The following is a 21,360-nucleotide window of genomic DNA, read 5'->3' as shown; positions in this document are numbered from 1 at the left end:
TAAGCCGATTGGCTCCCAAAATTTTGAAATATTAACGGCTCAGACAGCCTGTTTCATCAATCGATGTCAACAGCTGAACTTAACCTGATATCACGGGATGAACTTCCAACCAACACTTCAAATGTACCTGGATCATACCCGAAATCATGCTGATCAATCTTATAGTATGAAAATGCTGATTGGTCAAGTTTAACAGTGACTGTTTTTGTTTCCCCTTTCTTCAGAAATACCTTAGAAAAACCTTTCAACTCTTTGACGGGACGCTCTACCGGACAATCCTTATCAGCCACATAAACCTGAGCTACTTCTGCGCCATCGACCGGACCCGTATTTGTCACGTCAAACGTCAGGGTCACGGCCATATCAGATCCGTTCTGTGATTTCTGCACCTTCAGATTGGAATAGTCAAAAGTTGTATACGACAGGCCAAAGCCAAATGGAAACCGAGGTTCCACATCTTTGGCATCGTAATATCTGTAACCCACAAAAATACCTTCGGTATAATTCACCTTCTTATTTTTCTTCCCGTCAAAAAAAGTGGCAGACGTTGGATTATCTTCCCATTTTTTCTCAAAGCTGACCGGTAGTTTCCCTGATGGATTCGTTTCACCTGTCAGGATCTCTGCCAGTGCGGTTCCTCCTTCCTGTCCCGGATAAAAGGCGTGGATCAATCCTTTTATTTTAGCATACCAGGCTTGCATATCTATGTTTCCGCCACTGTTTAAAACCACAATGGTATTCGGATTATGATCCGTAACAAGATTCAGCAAGCGCTCCTGCTTTTGCGGCAAAGCAAATGTCCTGTCATGGCCTTCACTTTCTGTATTTGTGTTGAATCCCACGCATACAATGGCAACCTCTGCTTCGGATGCAATCCGGATCACCTCATCATCTTCATTCTCATCCTCAGGCATATACCAGGCAAAATCAATGACCGCGCTGCCACCGTTTTCGTAATATTCCAGTTTTATACTGTAATCTTTGCCTTTCGTCAGGGGCAATAAGCTGTTACGCTGTTCTGTCCCATGATCGCTCCAGTTATCTATTATTTTTTTATTATTGACCCATAAACGATAGCCGTCATCACCCCGGACCACAAATTTATAGGTCCCGGATTTTGCAGGCCGGATGACACCGGTCCAGCTCACCGAAAAGTTATCTTCACCTATACCCTTAACGCCGGGAGCCTGACCCCAGTCATTATTCACAATCTGCTCTGTTCGTGCAGCAACCGGCGATCCTTTAAGAGACTTGTTATTAAAATATTCTGCGATTAAACCTTTTTCTGATGAGCCCGGATTGGCATAAAAAACTGATGAGCGCGCCAGTGCACTGAAGTTCTTAACCCCAGCAGCATAGCGAATATCTGCATCAGGAGCCATGGTTTTAAGTCCCTTCAATAAACTTACCGGATCCGTTGGTGGTACAAATGAACTGCCACCACCGGCGGCATAATTATCTGCATTGGGTCCGATTACTGCAATGCGCTTTGTTTTAGTCAAATTCAGAGGTAAAATACCTGAATCATTTTTCAGCAGAACAATACCAGCCCTGGCCAGTTCCAGTGCAATGGCAGCATTCTCTTCATTCGTTTTTATTGTATCGCCGGTAAGTTCTTTTTTGTCGTAAAATCCGTATTGGTAGCACACTCTCATGATCCTTCGGATCTTTGCATCAATCATGTCCTCCGTAATTTCACCTCTTTCAATGGCAGGAATAAGCGTGTCTGGAACCATGTGCTGGTTACCCGGCATTTCGAGATCGGTTCCGCCTAAAACGGCAGCAACACCGTTATGAACCGACCCCCAATCGGACATCAGAATCCCTCTAAAGCCCCATTTTCCTTTTAATATGTCATTATTCAAATGGCTGTTTTGGGAAGTATGGATGCCATTCAATGGATTATAGCTATTCATAACCGCACTGACACCTGCATGTTCAACCGCATACTTAAATGCCGGCAAATAGATTTCGTGTAAGGTTCTCTCATCCACTTCCGAGCTGGTCCAGTTTCTGTCGTATTCCAGGTTGTTGCACGCAAAATGTTTAATGGTTGCCACCACGCCGTTGTCCTGTACGCCACGAATATAATTTGCGGCCATGCGAGACGACAAAAAAGGATCTTCACCCAGGTATTCGAAGTTCCTTCCTGTAAGCGGATTTCTGGCAATATTGACGCCTGGTGCCAGCAAAATATCGACACCACGCACTTTGCAGTCTTTGGCAATTGCCTCACCAAGTTGATAGACCAGTGCCGTATCCCAACTGGCAGCAGAAAGCACACTGGCCGGATAGGATACAGCGGGACCATGTCCCCTTGTTCCAACCGGACCATCCGTCATCTTCACGGCTGGCAACCCAAGCCTTTCCATCGGGCGGATATAAAAATTGTCTATTCCGTTTATATAATTTACTTTTTCTTCAAGGGTCATTTTGCTGAGAAGCGTATCAATCTTAGCTTCTGTTTCAGCCTCACTGTATGTTTGTTGAGTTTTTGGGGCGCAGGATAAAAGTAATATTCCTGCTACAAATAAGGGGATTAGCTTCTTCATGTTACGTATCAGATTTTATTGTATTAATAACCCGACCTAAGTTAAAACACTCACTCTGCCGGCGTACTTTATATTCCCTCAGTCACTTGTTTTAATGTATCTTCTCAATTCCGGTTTTCTGTTATCCATGTATTTTGTTTCCGACGAAAGAAGGATTCCATCACGATCATATTCCCAGCTCTTTTCTTTAGTGAGAACTGGCTTATTATTGATTAGCGCATAATATTCTCTTAAGACTTCCTTTTCATCGCGATTAAAATTATGAACTTCTTTCCGGTTTGATCCGATAAACTCCAGAACAGATTTTTTTAATTTACCATTGTCATAGAAATACGTCATATCCTGAACCGTATCGCCCTTTAAAACAAATATCCCTGAAACTGCCTTACCTTTTTCATTGTACCTGGTCAACTGATAGGTATCCGTTGTATCACCTTCGGTAAAGGATTTAATGGTTTTATTAGTTCCATCAGGAAAGTAAGTATAATTGTAGCGAATGATAAATGTATCGTTTCTTCCACTGTCAAAATTTATCATGTCTGACCTGATAAGTAAGGTATCTTTATCAAAAAAATTCTCATACTTTGAATAAGGTTGCCCGTTTAATTGCGCGTTGCGTAATACTAAACGCCCATCTTTATAATAAGATTCATTAACGGAATAAAAGTTGGGATGTAGTGATTCCAACCGCTCGAATACGACCTGACCTGAGTCATTTTCTTTTATATACCTGATGGATATTGTGTCCTGTATGATGTCCTCTGCATTAAAGGTCACTTCATACACGGTATCTGTGAAACTCATGCTGTCAATCCTGTTAATTATATGAGAATTTGAATCCACAGGGAGCTTATTATGACAGGAAGACATCACAATTGCACTTAGCACAAAGAATACGATTTTTTTAACAAAAAACATAGCATTTAATCTTTTAGTCTGGTTCAAGTCGAACTTCTATACAATATTTTTAAACATCTAATAATGAACTAGTTCTTTAAAATTTTAACTTGCTTTACAACAATATTATCCCTCTTAATATTAATAATATATACACCTCTTGACATTTTTGAAATATCTACAACTTTATTAAAATTCATATCATTTTCAACGATCAATCTTCCATTAATATCGGTAAGTTCAAATGTATAATTATCTTTGGTACTATAAATAGTAAATAGTCCCTTAGTTGGATTTGGATAAATAAGAATATTTCCTTCCTTATCTATCCCCTGATAATTATCAGTAACATCGAGAATCACATAAATGCTATCAGCAACTGCTCCACATCTATTTTCTACAATGATTTTATATTTCCCATATCTAGAAGCATCAATAGTAAAATTCGAAGAAATAAAGTTTGTGTCTTCAAAATACCAATTGTATTCATAGGTTGAATCATTTTCAGGAGAAAGACGAATTGGTAGCACATCCGAATAAATTGTATCCTTTTCGAAAGTAAAAACAGGTGCATAACTGGAAATAATCGTAACAGAATCAGATGATTTACATTTGCCCTTATTAACATTTACGGTATATTTACCGCCTTTTTCCACGCGAATATTATTACTATCTAAACTTAAATCGAAATCGTTTAAAAACCAGGAATAAATATAGGATGTATCATATTCTGTAAATAATACAACAGTATCTCCAGGACATATAACTGTATTATCTGAATACATATTAATTTTAGGATTATCCATTTCAACCAGCAACGTATCCCTATTTATGCAATAACCGTCATTAATCTCACAAATATACAATCCGGGGGTTTTGATAAATAATATACTGGTGTCTGAATTAAGCAAATCAGTTTTATGATACCATGAATATAAATAAACTACACTATCCTTAGATTCCAATTTAACACTATCAGCATAACAATCAAAAAGAATTGATTCTGCTTTAAGATCAACCTGAGGCTTGTCTCTTTTGTTAATTAATTTAGAAAGTGTCGTGTCTGAACATACCAAATCTTTGTTGATAATAAAATTATACTGCCCAGATTTACTTACACTCCAGTCCATATTATAGGATGTACCTAACAGTGTATCATTAAGAAATAGCGAATACGTATTCCCATAATTTGTGTTACAAGCAATAGCTAGTTCATGATCTTCACATACATAATCCCTAATTGATGTGATTTTAGATTTAAAAACTGGACATTTATTAGTTGTTGTGTCTCCGAAAGTTGCACAAAAAACATCATAACTCATTTTGCCAGCATAATTTTCTATAAGCGTAGTATCAAATCGTAAACTATCACTTTTATATATCCCTGCTACTACGAACTTATCCCCTGATGAATGGATTGATGTAATTCTATCATTAGACGCACCTTCTATTATCCTCATCCATTGAACATACCCAATCTCGTTAAACTTAGCTATAAAAATATCTCTTGAATCCCAATATTGGTCTTCATTTCCACTTTTCAAATTTTTATCTGCAATTATCAAGCTATCTTTAAAGCTTGATCCTAAAAAAAGATTATTATTATCATCACATGTAATAGCTCCGTTTTTCCTGTATATTGTTCCTTCTAAATGATCACTAAAAAACTCATAAACGGAGTTGTCAACTTGCCTTGCCCAAATTTTATGTCCGTTCCTGTCCATTTTATACAGCATGCTGCCGGCAATACTTGAAGGAGATTTTAAGGTATCATTGTGATACTTTAATTCTCCTTCATATTGTCCATAACCGTATATATTCCCATTTGTATCATGCGCTAAATCTAAAATTTCACTAAATGACCATTTATATGACTCGTTGGTGGTAATCCAGTTTATTGATCCATCAAGATTAAAATTTGCTACAAATCCTATAATTGATGCATTTTCAATATTTGGAGGAACAATTGTATCAAATACAACATTATTATCTGTGTATGCACCTGCAATACACATAGTTTCACCAAAAACATCTATATCATAAGTCCAGTCATCACTAATCCCGCCATATGACTTTGCCCATAACGGATCACCTTCAGCATTTATAGATGCTATAAATATGTCTGTAGAACCATTACTCAATAACTGATTATCACCAAAATTAAGGGATGTATTAAAAGTACCCGTTAGATAAATATTATTTTCATAATCAACTGAAACAGCATTTGAATAAGTCGCGTTTGTTACGCTGGGAGAACCAAAATCTTTTATCCATATTAAGTTTCCATTCTTATCCAATTTAAGTATAAAAGAACGCGGCTGTGTAGAATGTGTCAACTCACTATCACCTATTGTCATCGAAGAATAGTATCCCGTAAAAATAACATCTTCATTGCTATCAATTACGACATCTGTTGGAACACAGAAAGACGAATAATCCGGATAGAACATCCAAAAAATCTTGCCATTTTGATCAAGTTTGCAAAAAATCACCTCACTCTCTATGCCACGTATTATTCCATTACTAGCTAAAATAACCTCATTGTTTTTTGTAAGTTCAGAACAGAACAGAAAATTGTCAGTGAATCCGCCATTAGTATAAGCCCAATCAAAAATTTGGGAATTTACCAAATGGGTAAAAACGATAAATACATTGATAAAAATAATTTTTTTCATAATATTGTTTTAAGGTATGTTTGAGCAAATTACTTAATTCATCAAATTTAATGATTAATTATTTATACGCACATAAACTCTTGAAGACCTTTTCGGATCAGAACTGTCTATAGCTAAACCAATAGTATTATCATTAATAAATTCTGCCTTATATTGCTGAGAAGTCGGAAGACCATATAATCCAAACAGCGGTTTACCCAACTTATTTTCAGTAATGATAAACGAGAAGTTTGAACTCCGTTCAATTCCAGAAATCCAGGTATCTGCTGAATCTGCGAACAGGGTTACATATTTATTCTCATTTAGTTTTACAATCCGTCCTTTTAATCCTCCATCTTCCTTTGTTATTTTGACATGAATCCCTGTTAAAATTGAAGCACCCTGCAGTTCCCATGTACCGATAAATTTATCATTAGATACCTTTCGGTATTTATCTGAACAGGAATGAAACAGAAGTATAATAATGAAGATTGGAAATAATTTTTTCATTTTGAACCTATTATTGTTGTTTACTACCTCCTTCTTCCGAAAATACGCAATAAAAAGAGGAACAGGTTGATAAAATCAAGATAAAGAGTCAGAGCTCCCATAATGGCTTCCTTTTTATCCTCTTCAGTGCCTTCATTCCCTATGATGTTCATCTTTTTGATCTTTTGGGTATCATAGGCCACCAGCCCCACAAAAATGAATACCCCGGCATAAGTGGTGATCCAGTACAACATCTCGTTCTGAAAAAAGAAATTGACGACAGAAGCAATGATTAACCCGATTAAAGCCATGAACAGCAGATTACCCATCCGGGTTAAATCTGATTTTGTGACGTATCCGTAAAAACTCATCACGCCAAAGGTTCCTGCGGTAATCAAAAAAGTTGAGGCTATGGATTCAGTTGTGAAAAGCAAAAAAATAACCGAAAATGTCAGTCCGTTTAATACGGCGTAAAGAACAAAAAGTAAGGTGGCCAGTTGAGCAGATATCCGTTGTACCATAGAGGCCAGACTTCCAACCAATACGAGTTCACCAATCAACAGCCCGAAAAATAAAAACCGGTTACCTGCAATAACATTTACAATTTGAGGCGTGGATGAAATCCACATAGCGATCAGTCCGGTTATTGCAAGGGCAAAGGTCATCCAGCCATATACTTTAGTTATAAACCGTTGCTGTTCTGCCGCGACTTCAAATTCGCCGGTGTAGGAAAGTTGGTTTTGTGTCATTTTATCTTTGATATTTTCCGATGGGTAAAAATATTAAACTAATTGGTTTAAATGTATTAATTTAATGTTCGGCATACAACCGGATAACCAAATTTAGAAATAATTCAAACAATGCTTAGAAAAACCAACGTATGTATGTGTAAATTCACTGCTGATGCAGGCTTGGAACATTCATATACGTTCAAAATAATAAGCAACATTTAATCCCGTTAATTTATACTACCGATAAACTAGCATTGTATGAACATAAATATGAATATCTTCTGAATAAAACATATACATTTGTCAAATTATTCCTGAAAAAAGAACAAAATGAAGAAGCTGGGAAATATTCTGTTTTCTATGGCAACTGCAGTTGTGCTGATGCTTATTTTTGCTGTTGCCATTGGCTGGGCCACATTTATTGAGAGTGCCTATGGAACTGAAACCGCAAAAAAACTGGTTTACGTGGCACCATGGTTCGAAGTTCTCCTGGGACTTATTGCCATAAATCTGACCGGAAATGTCATCAAAAACAAGCTTTATAAACCCAAAAAATGGACGATTCTTCTTTTCCACCTGGCTTTTCTTCTGATTCTGGGAGGAGGTGCCATCACCCGACATATAAGCTATGAAGGTACCATGCATATTCGTGAAGGTGAATCTTCGGATATCATTACCTTGAGTCATACGTACCTAACCATGGAAGCCAGCTATAAAGGCGTAAATGAAAAAGTGTCGCGAAAAATCCGATTGACACACAAAGGATCAAACCGCTACACAGAATCCCTTGAAATTGGCGGACGCAAAGTTAACCTTGAAACTGAATTATTCCTTCCAAATGCAGAACAGGTTCTGAAACCATCCAATGTTGGGCTGCCCGGTGTTTCGCTGTTTATTATGGATATGCGAAAAGCAGGGCACGAATTTGATCTGCTTCAGGGAGAAAAAGCAACCGTAGACATGCATACGTATTCATTTGATCCGGATCAGCCTGGAATGATTACATTCTTATACGATCAGAACAAGCCTCAGTTTATCTCAAAGTCAGATGTGATTGTTACCAGCATGATGGCCAAAGGCGACACGACTATTCTGGCTGCCGGTGAACGCCACGATGCCATGGAAAAAACAATTTACCGGGGTGGTGGGCATGTGTTTGTCATCAAATCATTTATGCCGCATGCCGAAAAAAGTATCTCAACAAATACCAAAATGCAAACCGGTTCGCAAGGGTTGGTTGTGTCGGTATCAACCGACAATGCCTCGGATAGGATTAGTCTGATCAATCAAAACGGTGATGGAATCCCAACTGAAACCCGCCTGGACGATATTGATCTGAAAGTTTATTTTGGATCCATTACCAAAAAGCTTCCGTTCTCTGTTCAGTTAAAGGATTTTGATCTGGAACGCTATCCCGGATCGCACAGTCCTTCATCCTATGCAAGTGATGTAGTACTGAATGATCCGCAAAACAATACGTCATTTCCTTTTCGAATTTATATGAACCACATTCTTAAATACGATGGATTCCGCTTTTTCCAGTCTTCTTACGATCAGGATGAAAAAGGAACAATTCTATCTGTCAGCCACGATTACTGGGGAACATTTGTTTCATATCTGGGGTATTTCCTTTTAGGCCTGGGAATGGTACTGACGCTGTTTAACCGAAACAGTAAACTTCGTTCATTGATCCGTCAGAGCAGTGAAATACGTAAACTGAAACGGGCGGCTCTCCCGGCAATTCTGCTGTTAATGATGGTAATGCCAGCAACGACATTTGCAAACAATCCTGCTGATTTTGCATCCACTAAAAAAGAACACATTAAAGAGCTGAACTCACTTCTGGTTCAGGATAAAAATGGCAGGGTTGAACCATTTGCAACTCTGACATCCGAATTAATGCGGAAATTATATAAAAAAGAAACATATGATGGTTTATCCTCTACAGAGGTCATTCTTGGCATGATGACTGATCCGACTCGCTGGCAGGATGAACCGATTATCAAAATTTCAAACGGTAGTCTGGCTAAACAGCTTGGTGCTCCATCCGGTTATATCAGCTATCATAATATGTTTGATAATTCGGGTGATTATAAACTACAGAAACTCGTCAGTTCAACGTATCAAAAAGATCCTAATACAAGGAATAAATACGATAAGGAAGTGATAAACCTTGACGAACGTATCAACATCTGTTACCAAATCTACAACAACTCATTCTTTAAATTTTTCCCTTTACCGGATGATGACCGTCAAAACTGGACAACCGCCCAAACTTTCCCTTCAAACCATTTAGGAGAAGGTGAGAGCTCTCCTGTTCAGATGTACAATGCATATTTGCAGGAAGCTGCCAAAGCTATGTCTTCCGGAAACTGGAGCAACGCCAGTTCATTATTACTCAGCATAAAAACCTACCAGTTGATGCATGGCAGCAAAATTATACCATCATCATTTAAAATAAAGTCTGAAGTGCTTTACAGCAAGCTGAACCTGTTTGGAAAACTTTCAAGAATCTATCAGACCGTAGGACTGATTCTACTGATAATAAACCTGCTCACTGTATTCAAGCCCCGGCTTTCACTGAAGTATGTGAACGGAGGAGCCATACTGGTATCTGCACTGATTTTTGCACTTCATACTGCAGGAATAGGCCTGCGCTGGTATATTTCGGGTCATGCCCCATGGAGCAATGGTTACGAAACCATGATATTCGTAGGATGGGCTACGGCACTTGCCGGAATGATCTTTGCCCGTCAGTCGGGTATTACCCTGGCAGTAACCAATCTTCTGGCAGGTATCATGCTTATGGTTGCAAGTTTCAGCTGGATGAATCCTGAAATCACACCACTGGTGCCGGTATTAAAATCATACTGGCTTATTGTTCACGTCGCTGTAATTACTTCAAGCTATGGATTTTTAGCCATTGGAGCACTGCTTGCGCTGTTAAACCTTATTCTGATCACCTTTAAAACGAACAACAACCGAAAGAATATCGAACTCAATATTCGGGAGATATCCATTATCATCGAGATATCACTGATTATTGGTCTGATCCTGTTGACTGCCGGAGCTTTTCTCGGAGGTATTTGGGCTAATGAATCCTGGGGACGTTACTGGGGCTGGGATCCAAAGGAAACCTGGGCACTGGTAACCATTCTGGTGTATTCAATTGTATTACATCTTAAAAAAATTCCATCATTTAAAAGTGCAGCGTTGTTTAACGGCTTAACACTGATCAGTTTCAGCTCGGTGTTGATGACATTCTTTGGCGTAAATTATTACTTGTCAGGATTGCATTCCTATGCCCAGGGAGATGCGCCTCCGATACCTAATGCTGTATACATAACCGCAATACTTATAATTGTAATTATTTCAGCAGCATACTACAAAGAGAGCATAACAAAGGTCAGGAATATTAAATCCTGACATTCTAAAAAACCGAAAAATTTATCCTAGCAATTCTATAGGCTATCCCTATTAAGACTGCCTATAAATTACTTACTGTTAACATATTATTAAGCATCTATCGTTATATTTGATATAAAAATTACAGTATTATAAACCATGTCACCTAAGTTTCATAAATTCTATATCTGGTCATTTGTTTTTATAACAGTCGCTATCGCGATTATTTTGGCTGTCAGGGGCTGGGCATTTTACAATGTGGATATTGCAGACCGGTTTCATCATGCGGATTATGATAAGCTGAAACCCAGCGGACTTCTTGGTCATGGTTATGGCATTATCGGAACACTTCTTATTCTGACAGGCATATTTACTTACATGGCCAGAAAACGTTTAAGAGTATTTTCCAGAGTTGGCGTTCTTAAATACTGGCTGGAGTTCCATATATTCTTATGTTCGCTTGGACCAATACTTGTACTATACCATACTTCCTTTAAATTCGGAGGCATTGTGTCGGTAAGTTTCTGGAGCATGGTTGCCGTGGTTCTGAGTGGCGTTCTGGGACGCTACATCTATCTTCAGATACCAAGAACAATAGAAGGAAGGGCGCTTAGTTTAAATGAAGTGAATAATCTGAAAGATGAGTTCAAACTCAAACTCACACAGGATTATGGCGTTGAAGAAGCACTTTTTGATTTACCCGATAATAAAAGCAGGGAAGCGGTCAACAGACTTAAAGCAGAGCTTAAGGCAAAGAAGCTTTCAGGTCAGGAAATCCGTAAAGCCCTTTCACACTTCAAGTCTGAAAAAAGTTTGGGACGACGAATCAAACGTCTGGAACGGATGCAAAACCTTTTCCGTTACTGGCATGTGGCTCATCTTCCTTTTGCACTGATCATGATAATCATCATGGTCATTCACGTGGTTATTACCATAATATTTGGTTACAGATGGGTATTTTAATGGAAGGCATATTACTGGAAAAAGTAATCATCTACGGATCGGTTGCTTTTATCGTATTGGTCATACTCGGCATTTACTTTTTCAAGTTACGCCGTGAAACCAAACAGACGGAAAAAAAGATTTCATTTGCCAAGGAACACGGACTCTTTGAACCCGTGTCATTACATCCGGTCATCAACATTAACAGCTGTATTAGAAGCGGTGCCTGCGTCAGGGCCTGTCCGGAAAAAGATGTTCTGGGAATTAGCAGTGGAAGGGGAACCGTGATCAATGCATCCCGTTGTATCGGACATGGGGCATGCTTTCACGCCTGTCCGGTAGAGGCCATCACACTTTGTATTGGAACGGAAAAACGAGGTGTGGACCTTCCTCATGTGAGCGAAAAGTTCGAGACCAACATAAAAGGGATTTACATAGCCGGAGAACTTGGCGGAATGGGTCTTATCAAAAATGCGGTGGAGCAGGGACGTCAGGCGGTAGAGAATATTATGAAGGATCTTCCGGAATCAAAACCCGATCAGCTTGATCTGGTTATTATCGGAGCCGGACCGGCTGGCATTTCAGCTTCCCTGACGGCGAAACAGCACAAACTGAAATTTGTCACACTTGAACAGGATACACTAGGAGGAACTGTTTATACCTTTCCGCGTTCAAAGATTGTAATGACCAATCAGATGGATCTGCCGGGATGGGGAAAAGTAAAACTGCATGAAACCTCTAAAGAAGAACTGCTGAAGCTCTGGAATAATGCCTTATCGAAAAATGGCATTGAGATTCGTCAGGAAACGAAGGTGGAAGAAATCATTCATAACGATGGTTCCTTTATCATAAAAACAAAAACGGGTGATGAGTTAAAAACATCGCGGGTTCTTCTGTCGATAGGAAGACGAGGAACTCCGAGAAAACTTGGCGTTCCCGGTGAAATATCTGAAAAAGTTGCTTACCGTCTGCTTGAACCGGAAGATATTCATAATAAAAAAATCATGGTGGTTGGCGGTGGTGATTCCGCAGTGGAATCCGCAATGTTACTTGCCGACAACAATAAAGTAATCCTATCCTACCGCAGTGATGCATTCAGCAGAATTAAACCTGGCAACAGCACACGCATCACTAAAGCTATTGAAGCGGGAGACGTGGAAGTTAGGTTCAGCACAAATGTAGCTGAAATACATCCTGAAAGTGTCATCCTTAAAAACAGCGTAACAGGCGAAGAGGAAATCATACCCAACGACCTTGTATATATTTTTGCCGGCGGTGAATTACCAACCAAATTTCTTGAAAAGGTTGGCATAAAAATCACGCGAAAACACGGAGAGGCATTATTAAAGCACTAAAAGTCCCCAAATGAAAAAAATCCTACTTATATATCTTTTTCTCATACCGATGATCCTGTCTTTCGGACAGATCTCCCCCGGTGATTTATCTTCGTTTCATCAGGATCTCGAAGGGATCAGCAACTGTACTAAATGCCACGAACTTGGGAAAAAGGTTTCCAATGCAAAGTGCCTCGATTGTCATAAAGAAGTAGCAGTACGTATTGATACAGGAGAAGGTTTCCATTCATCTACCGAAGTAAAAGGGAAGTCTTGTTTTGAATGCCATAATGAACATCACGGCAGGGAATATGACCTTACCGATCTTAACACAGAAACTTTCGACCATAATCTTACGGGTTATAAACTTGAAGGTGCACATGCAGATCAGGATTGTGAAGCCTGCCACAAGAAAGAATTTATACAGGATAAGGAGATTAAAAAGAAAACCATGACCTATCTGGGCCTTGTTCAGGAATGTCTGGCCTGTCATAAGGACTTTCATCGCGAAACGTTAAGCGATAACTGCCTGGAATGTCACAACTATGAAAAGTTCAGACCTGCACCGGGGTTTAATCACAATGAAACAGATTTTGTGTTAAAAGGCAAACATCAGCAGGTGGATTGTATTGAGTGCCATAAAGACGAGATAATTGACGGTGAAGAATTTCAGCACTTTGCCAACGTAGATCACAGCAATTGCACCAGCTGTCACGAAGATGTCCATAACAACAGATTCGGACAGAACTGTAGACAATGCCACACGGAGGAATCCTTTACAATTATCAAGGGCATGAATACTTTTGATCATAGCAAGACCGGTTATCCGCTTGAAGGCATGCATGTAAATGTGGATTGTAAAGAATGCCATACCACAGGAAAATATACCGATCCTTTACAGCACAAATACTGCAACAATTGTCACGAAGACTACCATAAAGGAGAATTTACAGCAGAAAAAAAATATACCGATTGCAGCGACTGCCATACAGTAAAGGGTTTTAAACGCTCAAATTTCACTATCGAGATGCATAACGAGTCAGCATTTAAACTGGAAGGTGCACATTTGGCTACGCCTTGTTTTGCGTGTCACAAAAAACAGGAAGACTGGCACTTCAGAAAAATAGGCACCAACTGTGCTGATTGTCACGAAAATATACACCAGGATTACATGGAGGCCAAATACACCGACAACAATGGCTGCATGAATTGCCATACCGTAAACACCTGGGCCAAAGTAACATTCGATCATGATCAGACCGGATTTGAACTATCCGGAGTACATGCGCAAACAGATTGTAGCAGCTGCCACTTCCCCAAAAATGAAAATCAGGTTAAAGAACAGAAATTTGCATCGCTGAAAGGTGCCTGCCTGGAATGCCATACTGATGAACATCGCGGTCAGTTTGAAAAATACGGGGACAAAGGTTGCGAACAATGTCATGGTTTTGACAACTGGGAAGCCGGTAAGTTTAACCACGACAACACAAGGTTCAAACTCGAAGGAGCACATGCCAGTGTGGATTGCTATCAGTGCCACAGCGAAGTAAGAACACTGAAAGGAAGATATGTAAAATACCTTTACGATAATGAAAAGATAGAATGCGCAACCTGTCACAAATAATCGTTTTACTGCTGTTTCCTGTTGCTTTATTCAGCCAGGGGCAGTCGCCGCACGGAGACATTTTCAACATCAGCTGCGATGTATGTCACTCTCCGGAGAGCTGGGATCTGGTTAAAAAATCAACCTTTAATCACGATTCCACAGGTTTCAAGTTAACCGGACAGCATCAGAATGTAGACTGCCGGTACTGCCATACTTCACTCGAATTTTCCAGGGCAGGAACAACGTGTATTTCATGCCATTCCGATATTCACCAGAATACAGTAGGCGAGGACTGCGACCGTTGCCACAATACCGGTTCATGGATCATGAATAATGTTATGGAAATGCACATGAACAGTCGCTTCCCGTTGGTTGGAGCACATGCCACTGCCGATTGTTACGATTGCCATAAATCGGCCTCCATGTTACGGTTTGATCCACAGGGCGTGGAATGCTACGACTGCCATAAAGAACAGTTTATGGCCACCACAAATCCAAACCACGTGACTTCAGGTTTTTCTACTGAATGTACTGATTGCCATTCCATGAATGCCACCAACTGGACTTCACAGAGTTTTGATCACAGCTTTTTCCCTTTAACAGAAGGACATAATCTGAACGATTGTTCCTCATGCCACAAGGATAATAACTACACCAATACGTCAGCAGAATGTTATTCCTGCCATGCTGAAGATTTTAGCGGAACAAATAATCCATCCCATGTAAATGCAGGATTTTCACAACAATGTGAAGAATGTCATACCACGCATCCGGGATGGTCTCCAGCCAGGTTTGAAGCTCACGATGCCAGCTACTTCCCTGTTTATTCAGGCACACACAATGGTACATGGGAAAGCTGTACCGAGTGCCATACGGTACCCGGTGATTATACACAATTCAGTTGTACGGCCTGTCATGAACATAATAAGGCTGATACGGACGAAGAACACAGCGATGTAAGTGGTTACAGTTATAACGATCAGGCTTGTTTTGCCTGTCATCCGGACGGATCAAAAACAGGCGCTTTTAATCACGATCTTACCAGCTTCCCGCTTACAGGAGCACACAGGGATGCCGAGTGCCTCAATTGCCATACCAATGGTTATGCAGGCACATCAACCGTTTGCAAGGATTGCCATACGGCGGATTATATTGCATCACAGAATCCGCCTCATCGGGACCTGAACTTCCCTGACAACTGTGATCAGTGCCATAGTACAAACCCGGATTGGTCACCAGCCACATTTGCCATCCATGATAATTATTATCCGTTGCGCGGAGAACATGCGGCCATTGCAGATCAGTGTATGCTTTGTCACAAAGATGGTTATACGAATACACCGAACAATTGTTATGGCTGCCATGCACAGGACTACAATGCCACAACTGATCCCAATCACGTTGATGCTAAGTTCCCGACCGAATGCGAGATATGTCACACGGATCAGGGATGGTCGCCTTCCATCTTCAACCACGATCAGTTCTATCCTCTTATTGGTGCACATGCCGAAATTAAAGACAACTGTAAGCTGTGCCACGCAGATGGCTATACCAACACACCAAATAATTGCTACGGCTGTCACACGAAGGATTATAATGCAACTACGGAACCAAATCACATTGATGCGCATTTCCCAACAACATGCGAAACATGTCACAGTCCGAACAGCTGGACGCCTTCAACGTTTGATCATTCCACATTATATCCACTGGTAGGAGCACATGCTGAAATTGCAGATAACTGCAATGCCTGCCATGCCAATGGTTATACCAATACACCAAACAATTGTTATGGTTGCCATGCACAGGATTATAATACAACCACAAATCCGAACCATGCGGATGCACAGTTTCCAACCACCTGTGAAACCTGTCACAACACAACCGGATGGAGCCCGTCCACATTTAATCACGACAGTTTTTATCCATTGACAGGTGCGCATGCAACGATAGCCGATAATTGCATCCGGTGTCATTCCGAAGGTTATACCAATACACCATCTGAATGCTATGGCTGTCATGCCGGCGATTATAATTCAGCAACAGATCCAAATCATGCAGCGGCGAATTTCCCGAAAGTGTGTGAGGATTGCCATACGACCAGTGCATGGTCACCATCCACATTCAACCATGATGCACAGTATTTCCCGATTTACAGCGGGGCACACCGTGGTGAATGGAATAATTGTACCGACTGTCATACCAATGCGTCCAACTTCGGTGTATTCTCCTGTATCACTTGTCATGAACATAATAAGACAGATACAGATAGTCATCACAGGGAAGTAAGGAATTATGTGTATGCCAGCGAAAGTTGTTACTCATGCCATCCTAACGGAAGGTCTGATTAAATTAGATAAATGCGTCAAAAGATTTTAATAGTATCTATCCTGCTTATTGCTCGCCTAACATACAGCCAGTCTCCGCATGGTGACGACTTTAATGTGAATTGCGCTGTATGCCATACAGCTGATGAATGGGATCTTGTGGCTAAATCCGGATTTGATCATGATACCACCAGCTTCAAACTTACAGGCCAGCATAAAATGAATACGTGCAGACAATGTCATACCTCACTGGTTTTTAAAGATGCAGGAACCGAATGCATGGATTGTCATACCGATATCCATCAGAATACTGTAGGGCAAAGCTGTGAAATTTGTCACAACACAACCACATGGATTGTCAGCGACATATCAGAAGTTCACGAAATGAGCCGGTTTCCTTTAACAGGGGCTCATAATGCCATAGACTGCTACAGCTGCCATCCATCGGCTTCATTTTTACAGTTCAATGTTTTAGGTATTGATTGTTACAGCTGTCACCAGAAGGATTACCAGGCCACAACAAATCCGGATCATTCCGACGCAGGTTATTCTACCCAATGTGAAGTATGTCACAGTCTGCATTCAACAGAATGGAATGCTACCGGATTTGAACATGGATTTTTCCCACTGATTCAGGGACATTCCGGGGTTGATTGCATCACTTGTCACGGTGTGGATAAACCCTTTCAGTCGGTTACTGCAGATTGTTATGAATGCCATGCATCGGATTATGAGATGACACAAAACCCGAATCATCCGGACCTGGGATTTTCTCAGAACTGTAAAGAATGCCATACGCTGGCAGAAAACTGGAATCCTGCAGATTACAGGGAACATGACAACGTCTATTTTCCGATTTACTCGGGAAAACACAAAAATGTCTGGAATTCGTGCGTCACATGCCACAATGATGCGCAGAATTATTCCGTTTTTACGTGTACAGATTGCCATGAACATAACAAAAGTGCCATGGACAGAAAACACGATGAAGTAAGAGATTACTCATGGGAAAGCAATGTATGTTACCGCTGCCACCCTATTGGAAGAGCTGAAGACTAAAACTACGTTATGATGAAACTGATTGCCACCATATCTGCTATATTTCTCCTTACATTTACAGGAAATGCTCAGGAAGTATTTCAAAAGACCATAGAAGGTCGTGTTTCCTACGTCAGCATGCAAAATATTTACGTTAGCTTTCCTTCAACAGAAGGCATATCAACAGGAGATACCTTATCGATTAAATCAGGGGACAAACTTATTCCATCGCTGATAGTCACACAAAACTCCTCCATTTCCTGTGTTACAAAACCTTTAGCAGGTATTGAACCGGACATAGATGATGTTGTTATAGGACGTGCTACCGTTGTTAACAAAGCACCGGAAGTAAAAATTGTAACAAAGAAACCGGAAACAGAACGCGCTGAAAAAGAAAAAATAAGCGCTAAACGAAAAGAAAAACAACGCATTTACGGACGGGTTGCTGTTGCATCTTATTCAAATTTTTCAAATACAGATGTATCAGATAACCAACGGATGCGCTATACGCTTTCGTTCCAGGGAGACCATCTTGGAGGATCCAAAGTATCAACAGATGCATACATAAGTTTTACACACCGTTCGGGAGAATGGAGCCAGATACAGGATAACATTTTCAACGGGCTTAAGATTTATTCTCTGGCTCTTAAATACGATATCTCGGATAATACCGATGTCTGGTTCGGAAGAAAAATAAACACACACGTAGCAAATATAGGAGCCATTGATGGCATTCAGGTTCAAACCAGGTACAAAAACTTCACCTTCGGTTTGGCCGGTGGAACCAGACCGGATTACACAGATTACAGCATAAATACAAATCTGCCTCAGTTTGGGGGCTTTGTAGCACACAGTTTTAAAACTAAAACAGGAAATGCCAGTACTTCCCTGGCGATGTTTGAACAAATGAACGGAAGCAAAACAGACCGCAGGTTTGCCTACTTTCAGCATAGCAACTCGTTGGTTAAAAACCTGAATGTTTTTGCATCGTGTGAACTGGATTTGTACAAACTGGAGAATGATGTTCCAACCAGCACACTCGATTTAACGGGGTTGTACCTGTCACTACGCTACCGCCCCTGGCGGAAAATTTCTTTTTTTACCTCCTACGATGCACGTAAGAACGTTATCTATTTTGAATCCTTTAAAAACCTGGCAGACCGCATTCTTGAGAATGAAACCCGGCAGGGATTTCGTTTTCAGGTCTTACTAAGACCCTTTAATTATTTTACGGCATCGCTCAATGCGGGGTATCGTTATCGTAAAAGTGATCCGGCTCCTACAAATAATGCATCCGCGTACATCACATACAGCAAGGTGCCGTGGATTGATGCCACAGCAGCCATCAATGTCACAATGCTGAACACCAGCTACCTGAATGGGATGCAGTATGCATTTAATCTATCCCGCGATTTCTGCAAAGGCAAACTCTACAGCAGGCTCAATTTCAGGGTGATTGATTACAACTTTACCAACTCCCCGACAGGCATGTTCCAGAAGATTGGCGAACTTTCATTGTCCTATAGAATTCTGAAAAAGCTTCAGATCACAGCTAATTATGAAGCTACACTCGAAGACAGCAACCTGTATAACCGGGTTTACCTGGGATTAATTAAAAGATTCTAACCAGCCTTCATTCTAAAATAAAAAAGGCGATTACAACTATGCAACCGCCCTTTTGGCTTTTATTTAAAGTAGTTAAGGAATCTAATTATAAGGAACCTTTTTTACAACCAGTAAACGACCGGCTCCATCTGTTGGTAAAGGACTGTAAAAACCACTGTAGTAAGTAAATTTTCCTCCCCCGTTAAAGTCACTGGCGGTCCAGAATGTTAAATAATCATCCGTGTTCACCCAAACAACATAAGGCAAAAGCTCTGAATGTGATTCTACAACCGTAAACTCTTTCACTGTAGGTATATGCCATCCTGATGGAACCAATGCTGTAGCTTTTGCATAATCAAAGGTGGCACTAATATTTCCTCCTCCATCGTCATATAGAAGTTGTGTATTATAAACCAACAACACATCACCATTCGGATATATTTCAACAATGGTTCCACCATCATATGTTTCTCCTATTTCAGGACCCGTGGAACCGCTGCCTGCTGCATCCTTCCATGCCGGAATACCGGATTCAACAGTTAATACCTGACCATCAGTCCCTTTTGCTAGCCTTACCCATTTTGATCCGTCATAATAAAGGACATCACCAGTGGCTGCACCGGAAATATTCAGATTATTGGCAGCATTGGCAGTTGTTGCTGAGGTAGCATTATCAGCACTGGTTGCATGATCTGCATTAGTTGCCGATGTTGCATTATCAGCATTCGTAGCGTGACCTGCATTGGTTGCATAGTCTGCATTCGTGGCAGAGGTTGCATTATCTGCTGAAGTTGCATGATCGGCATTGGTCGCAGAAGTTGCAGCATCAGCAGTAAGAGCTGATTCAGCCTTTTTAGCATAATTTGCAAACGGTACACTGTTCAACTGAGAAGTTCCCATATCTTCTCCATCAATATCCACATTCAGATAATATGGCCCGTTACTCCAGTCAATAGTGGAAAAATCTCCTGAAATTAAAGTTCCTTCTCCAACCACAACACTGATAACACCAAATGTATTGGTACTCACGTCATGTGATTCTGAATACACGGATGTACCTGATTCCGATCCCTGCTTTATGGTAAACTTAAGCACAACAGCAGTATTGGCTTCTACTTTACCGGCACTGTTTCTTAGTACCGTTTGATAGTTAAAACCCTGCGAGCTTACATTAGCTGCTATTACAATGAATAACAATAATGCCAACGAAGTAATTTTTTTCATTCTATTGTATTTTTTCTATTTTGCAAGTCTGTATTAGTTTCCCGTTAACATCTGAAATCCGTAACAAATAAATACCGTTCTCACACTCCGAAAGTGAGATTCCCTCATTAAACCTTAAATCTGCTAACTCCGTTTTAATCATCTTTCCGGTAATATCATAAAGATCCAGTTTTACAATCTTTTTACTTGTCTTGTTCAAATCTACATAAACCCTGTCTCTTGTTGGATTCGGATAGACTAAACCAATATCGCTCTCTTCAGGATTAATGCTTGTAATTACAGTTGTTTCCTGATGAAAACCCTGGGTTAAAAAATAACTACCGGATTGACCTTCAAAAGTTTCAGTCATCAGTTCTCCCATGGTTTGAGAAATATTATAGGAAGTACTCTCCGAATTTTCTCCAAATGAAGATATTACTGACAGTTCCAGTGATCGTTGTCCGAATGCCACAAGTGCAGTCAGAACAAAAACAACGGACAATATTAATTTTTTGTGTTTTTTTATCATTTTAGACCCCAAAAACATTAATTCACATTAAAATTAAAGCTAATTTAC

Annotated in this window: 14 protein-coding genes; 7 read left to right on the top strand and 7 right to left on the bottom strand. The window is 40.2% G+C overall.

What is annotated here, in order from left to right:
- Nucleotides 1-56: 56 nt before the first annotated feature.
- The 5 genes from ACE1ET_RS15355 to ACE1ET_RS15335 all read right to left on the bottom strand — a co-directional run bounded on the left by ACE1ET_RS15355 (nucleotide 57) and on the right by ACE1ET_RS15335 (nucleotide 7,341).
- Nucleotides 57-2,552 (bottom strand): glycoside hydrolase family 3 C-terminal domain-containing protein, encoded by a 2,496-nt coding sequence (locus ACE1ET_RS15355; RefSeq protein ID WP_375729308.1) that lies wholly within the window; start codon nucleotides 2,550-2,552, stop codon nucleotides 57-59.
- Between the two features lie 78 nt (nucleotides 2,553-2,630).
- A complete protein-coding gene (locus ACE1ET_RS15350; protein WP_375729307.1) occupies nucleotides 2,631-3,470 on the bottom strand; it encodes a hypothetical protein in 840 nt (279 codons plus the stop codon).
- A gap of 68 nt (nucleotides 3,471-3,538) precedes the next feature.
- Nucleotides 3,539-6,124, bottom strand: coding sequence for a T9SS type A sorting domain-containing protein (locus ACE1ET_RS15345; RefSeq protein ID WP_375729306.1), 2,586 nt, complete (start codon nucleotides 6,122-6,124; stop codon nucleotides 3,539-3,541).
- Between the two features lie 54 nt (nucleotides 6,125-6,178).
- On the bottom strand, nucleotides 6,179-6,613 hold the full coding sequence (locus ACE1ET_RS15340) for a DUF2147 domain-containing protein (protein ID WP_375729305.1): 435 nt from the start codon (nucleotides 6,611-6,613) through the stop codon (nucleotides 6,179-6,181).
- 23 nt (nucleotides 6,614-6,636) lie between these two features.
- Nucleotides 6,637-7,341 carry a Bax inhibitor-1/YccA family protein gene (locus ACE1ET_RS15335; RefSeq protein ID WP_375729304.1) on the bottom strand — a complete coding sequence of 235 codons (705 nt, stop codon included), beginning with the start codon at nucleotides 7,339-7,341 and terminating at the stop codon, nucleotides 6,637-6,639.
- Nucleotides 7,342-7,653: 312 nt separating this feature from the next.
- On the opposite strand from ACE1ET_RS15335, the gene ACE1ET_RS15330 reads away from it, so the two are divergent.
- The 7 genes from ACE1ET_RS15330 (at nucleotide 7,654) to ACE1ET_RS15300 (ending at nucleotide 19,601) form a co-directional block, all read left to right on the top strand.
- Nucleotides 7,654-10,749 carry a cytochrome c biogenesis protein CcsA gene (locus ACE1ET_RS15330; protein ID WP_375729303.1) on the top strand — a complete coding sequence of 1,032 codons (3,096 nt, stop codon included), beginning with the start codon at nucleotides 7,654-7,656 and terminating at the stop codon, nucleotides 10,747-10,749.
- Nucleotides 10,750-10,887: 138 nt separating this feature from the next.
- The gene (locus ACE1ET_RS15325) at nucleotides 10,888-11,691 is read left to right on the top strand and encodes a hypothetical protein (RefSeq protein WP_375729302.1); all 804 of its coding nucleotides are present in this window, start codon (nucleotides 10,888-10,890) and stop codon (nucleotides 11,689-11,691) included.
- The gene (locus ACE1ET_RS15320; RefSeq protein WP_375729301.1) at nucleotides 11,679-13,025 is read left to right on the top strand and encodes an NAD(P)-binding domain-containing protein; all 1,347 of its coding nucleotides are present in this window, start codon (nucleotides 11,679-11,681) and stop codon (nucleotides 13,023-13,025) included. The genes ACE1ET_RS15325 and ACE1ET_RS15320 overlap by 13 nt, the downstream gene beginning before the upstream one ends.
- 10 nt (nucleotides 13,026-13,035) lie before the next feature.
- Nucleotides 13,036-14,628 carry a hypothetical protein gene (locus ACE1ET_RS15315; protein ID WP_375729300.1) on the top strand — a complete coding sequence of 531 codons (1,593 nt, stop codon included), beginning with the start codon at nucleotides 13,036-13,038 and terminating at the stop codon, nucleotides 14,626-14,628.
- Nucleotides 14,607-16,961, top strand: coding sequence for a hypothetical protein (locus ACE1ET_RS15310; protein WP_375729299.1), 2,355 nt, complete (start codon nucleotides 14,607-14,609; stop codon nucleotides 16,959-16,961). The genes ACE1ET_RS15315 and ACE1ET_RS15310 overlap by 22 nt, the downstream gene beginning before the upstream one ends.
- 9 nt (nucleotides 16,962-16,970) lie before the next feature.
- Nucleotides 16,971-17,996 (top strand): hypothetical protein, encoded by a 1,026-nt coding sequence (locus ACE1ET_RS15305; protein ID WP_375729298.1) that lies wholly within the window; start codon nucleotides 16,971-16,973, stop codon nucleotides 17,994-17,996.
- A gap of 9 nt (nucleotides 17,997-18,005) precedes the next feature.
- Nucleotides 18,006-19,601 (top strand): hypothetical protein, encoded by a 1,596-nt coding sequence (locus ACE1ET_RS15300; protein WP_375729297.1) that lies wholly within the window; start codon nucleotides 18,006-18,008, stop codon nucleotides 19,599-19,601.
- Between the two features lie 81 nt (nucleotides 19,602-19,682).
- On the opposite strand, the gene ACE1ET_RS15295 is transcribed toward ACE1ET_RS15300, so the two are convergent.
- Both ACE1ET_RS15295 and ACE1ET_RS15290 read right to left on the bottom strand, forming a co-directional pair.
- Complete coding sequence (locus ACE1ET_RS15295) at nucleotides 19,683-20,804, bottom strand: hypothetical protein (protein WP_375729296.1); 1,122 nt, start codon at nucleotides 20,802-20,804, stop codon at nucleotides 19,683-19,685.
- A 1-nt stretch (nucleotide 20,805) separates the two neighbouring features.
- Nucleotides 20,806-21,312 carry a T9SS type A sorting domain-containing protein gene (locus ACE1ET_RS15290; protein ID WP_375729295.1) on the bottom strand — a complete coding sequence of 169 codons (507 nt, stop codon included), beginning with the start codon at nucleotides 21,310-21,312 and terminating at the stop codon, nucleotides 20,806-20,808.
- Between the last annotated feature and the right edge of the window lie 48 nt (nucleotides 21,313-21,360).

Origin of the sequence: Quyinboa mangrovi (assembly GCF_042219825.1) — a bacterium.
Classification (GTDB): domain Bacteria; phylum Bacteroidota; class Bacteroidia; order Bacteroidales; family UBA5342; genus JBHJHP01.
The sequence above is the reverse complement of the archived record's forward strand: the minus strand, read 5'-3'. Positions and strand labels throughout refer to the sequence as shown.

Bases quoted from the DNA above. Each gene is read 5' to 3' on its own strand.
- ACE1ET_RS15355 (WP_375729308.1), bottom strand. From the start codon at position 2,552: ATGAAGAAGCTAATCCCCTTATTTGTAGCAGGAATATTACTTTTATCC.
- ACE1ET_RS15350 (WP_375729307.1), bottom strand. From the start codon at position 3,470: ATGTTTTTTGTTAAAAAAATCGTATTCTTTGTGCTAAGTGCAATTGTG.
- ACE1ET_RS15345 (WP_375729306.1), bottom strand. From the start codon at position 6,124: ATGAAAAAAATTATTTTTATCAATGTATTTATCGTTTTTACCCATTTG.
- ACE1ET_RS15340 (WP_375729305.1), bottom strand. From the start codon at position 6,613: ATGAAAAAATTATTTCCAATCTTCATTATTATACTTCTGTTTCATTCC.
- ACE1ET_RS15335 (WP_375729304.1), bottom strand. From the start codon at position 7,341: ATGACACAAAACCAACTTTCCTACACCGGCGAATTTGAAGTCGCGGCA.
- ACE1ET_RS15330 (WP_375729303.1), top strand. From the start codon at position 7,654: ATGAAGAAGCTGGGAAATATTCTGTTTTCTATGGCAACTGCAGTTGTG.
- ACE1ET_RS15325 (WP_375729302.1), top strand. From the start codon at position 10,888: ATGTCACCTAAGTTTCATAAATTCTATATCTGGTCATTTGTTTTTATA.
- ACE1ET_RS15320 (WP_375729301.1), top strand. From the start codon at position 11,679: ATGGGTATTTTAATGGAAGGCATATTACTGGAAAAAGTAATCATCTAC.
- ACE1ET_RS15315 (WP_375729300.1), top strand. From the start codon at position 13,036: ATGAAAAAAATCCTACTTATATATCTTTTTCTCATACCGATGATCCTG.
- ACE1ET_RS15310 (WP_375729299.1), top strand. From the start codon at position 14,607: ATGCGCAACCTGTCACAAATAATCGTTTTACTGCTGTTTCCTGTTGCT.
- ACE1ET_RS15305 (WP_375729298.1), top strand. From the start codon at position 16,971: ATGCGTCAAAAGATTTTAATAGTATCTATCCTGCTTATTGCTCGCCTA.
- ACE1ET_RS15300 (WP_375729297.1), top strand. From the start codon at position 18,006: ATGATGAAACTGATTGCCACCATATCTGCTATATTTCTCCTTACATTT.
- ACE1ET_RS15295 (WP_375729296.1), bottom strand. From the start codon at position 20,804: ATGAAAAAAATTACTTCGTTGGCATTATTGTTATTCATTGTAATAGCA.
- ACE1ET_RS15290 (WP_375729295.1), bottom strand. From the start codon at position 21,312: ATGATAAAAAAACACAAAAAATTAATATTGTCCGTTGTTTTTGTTCTG.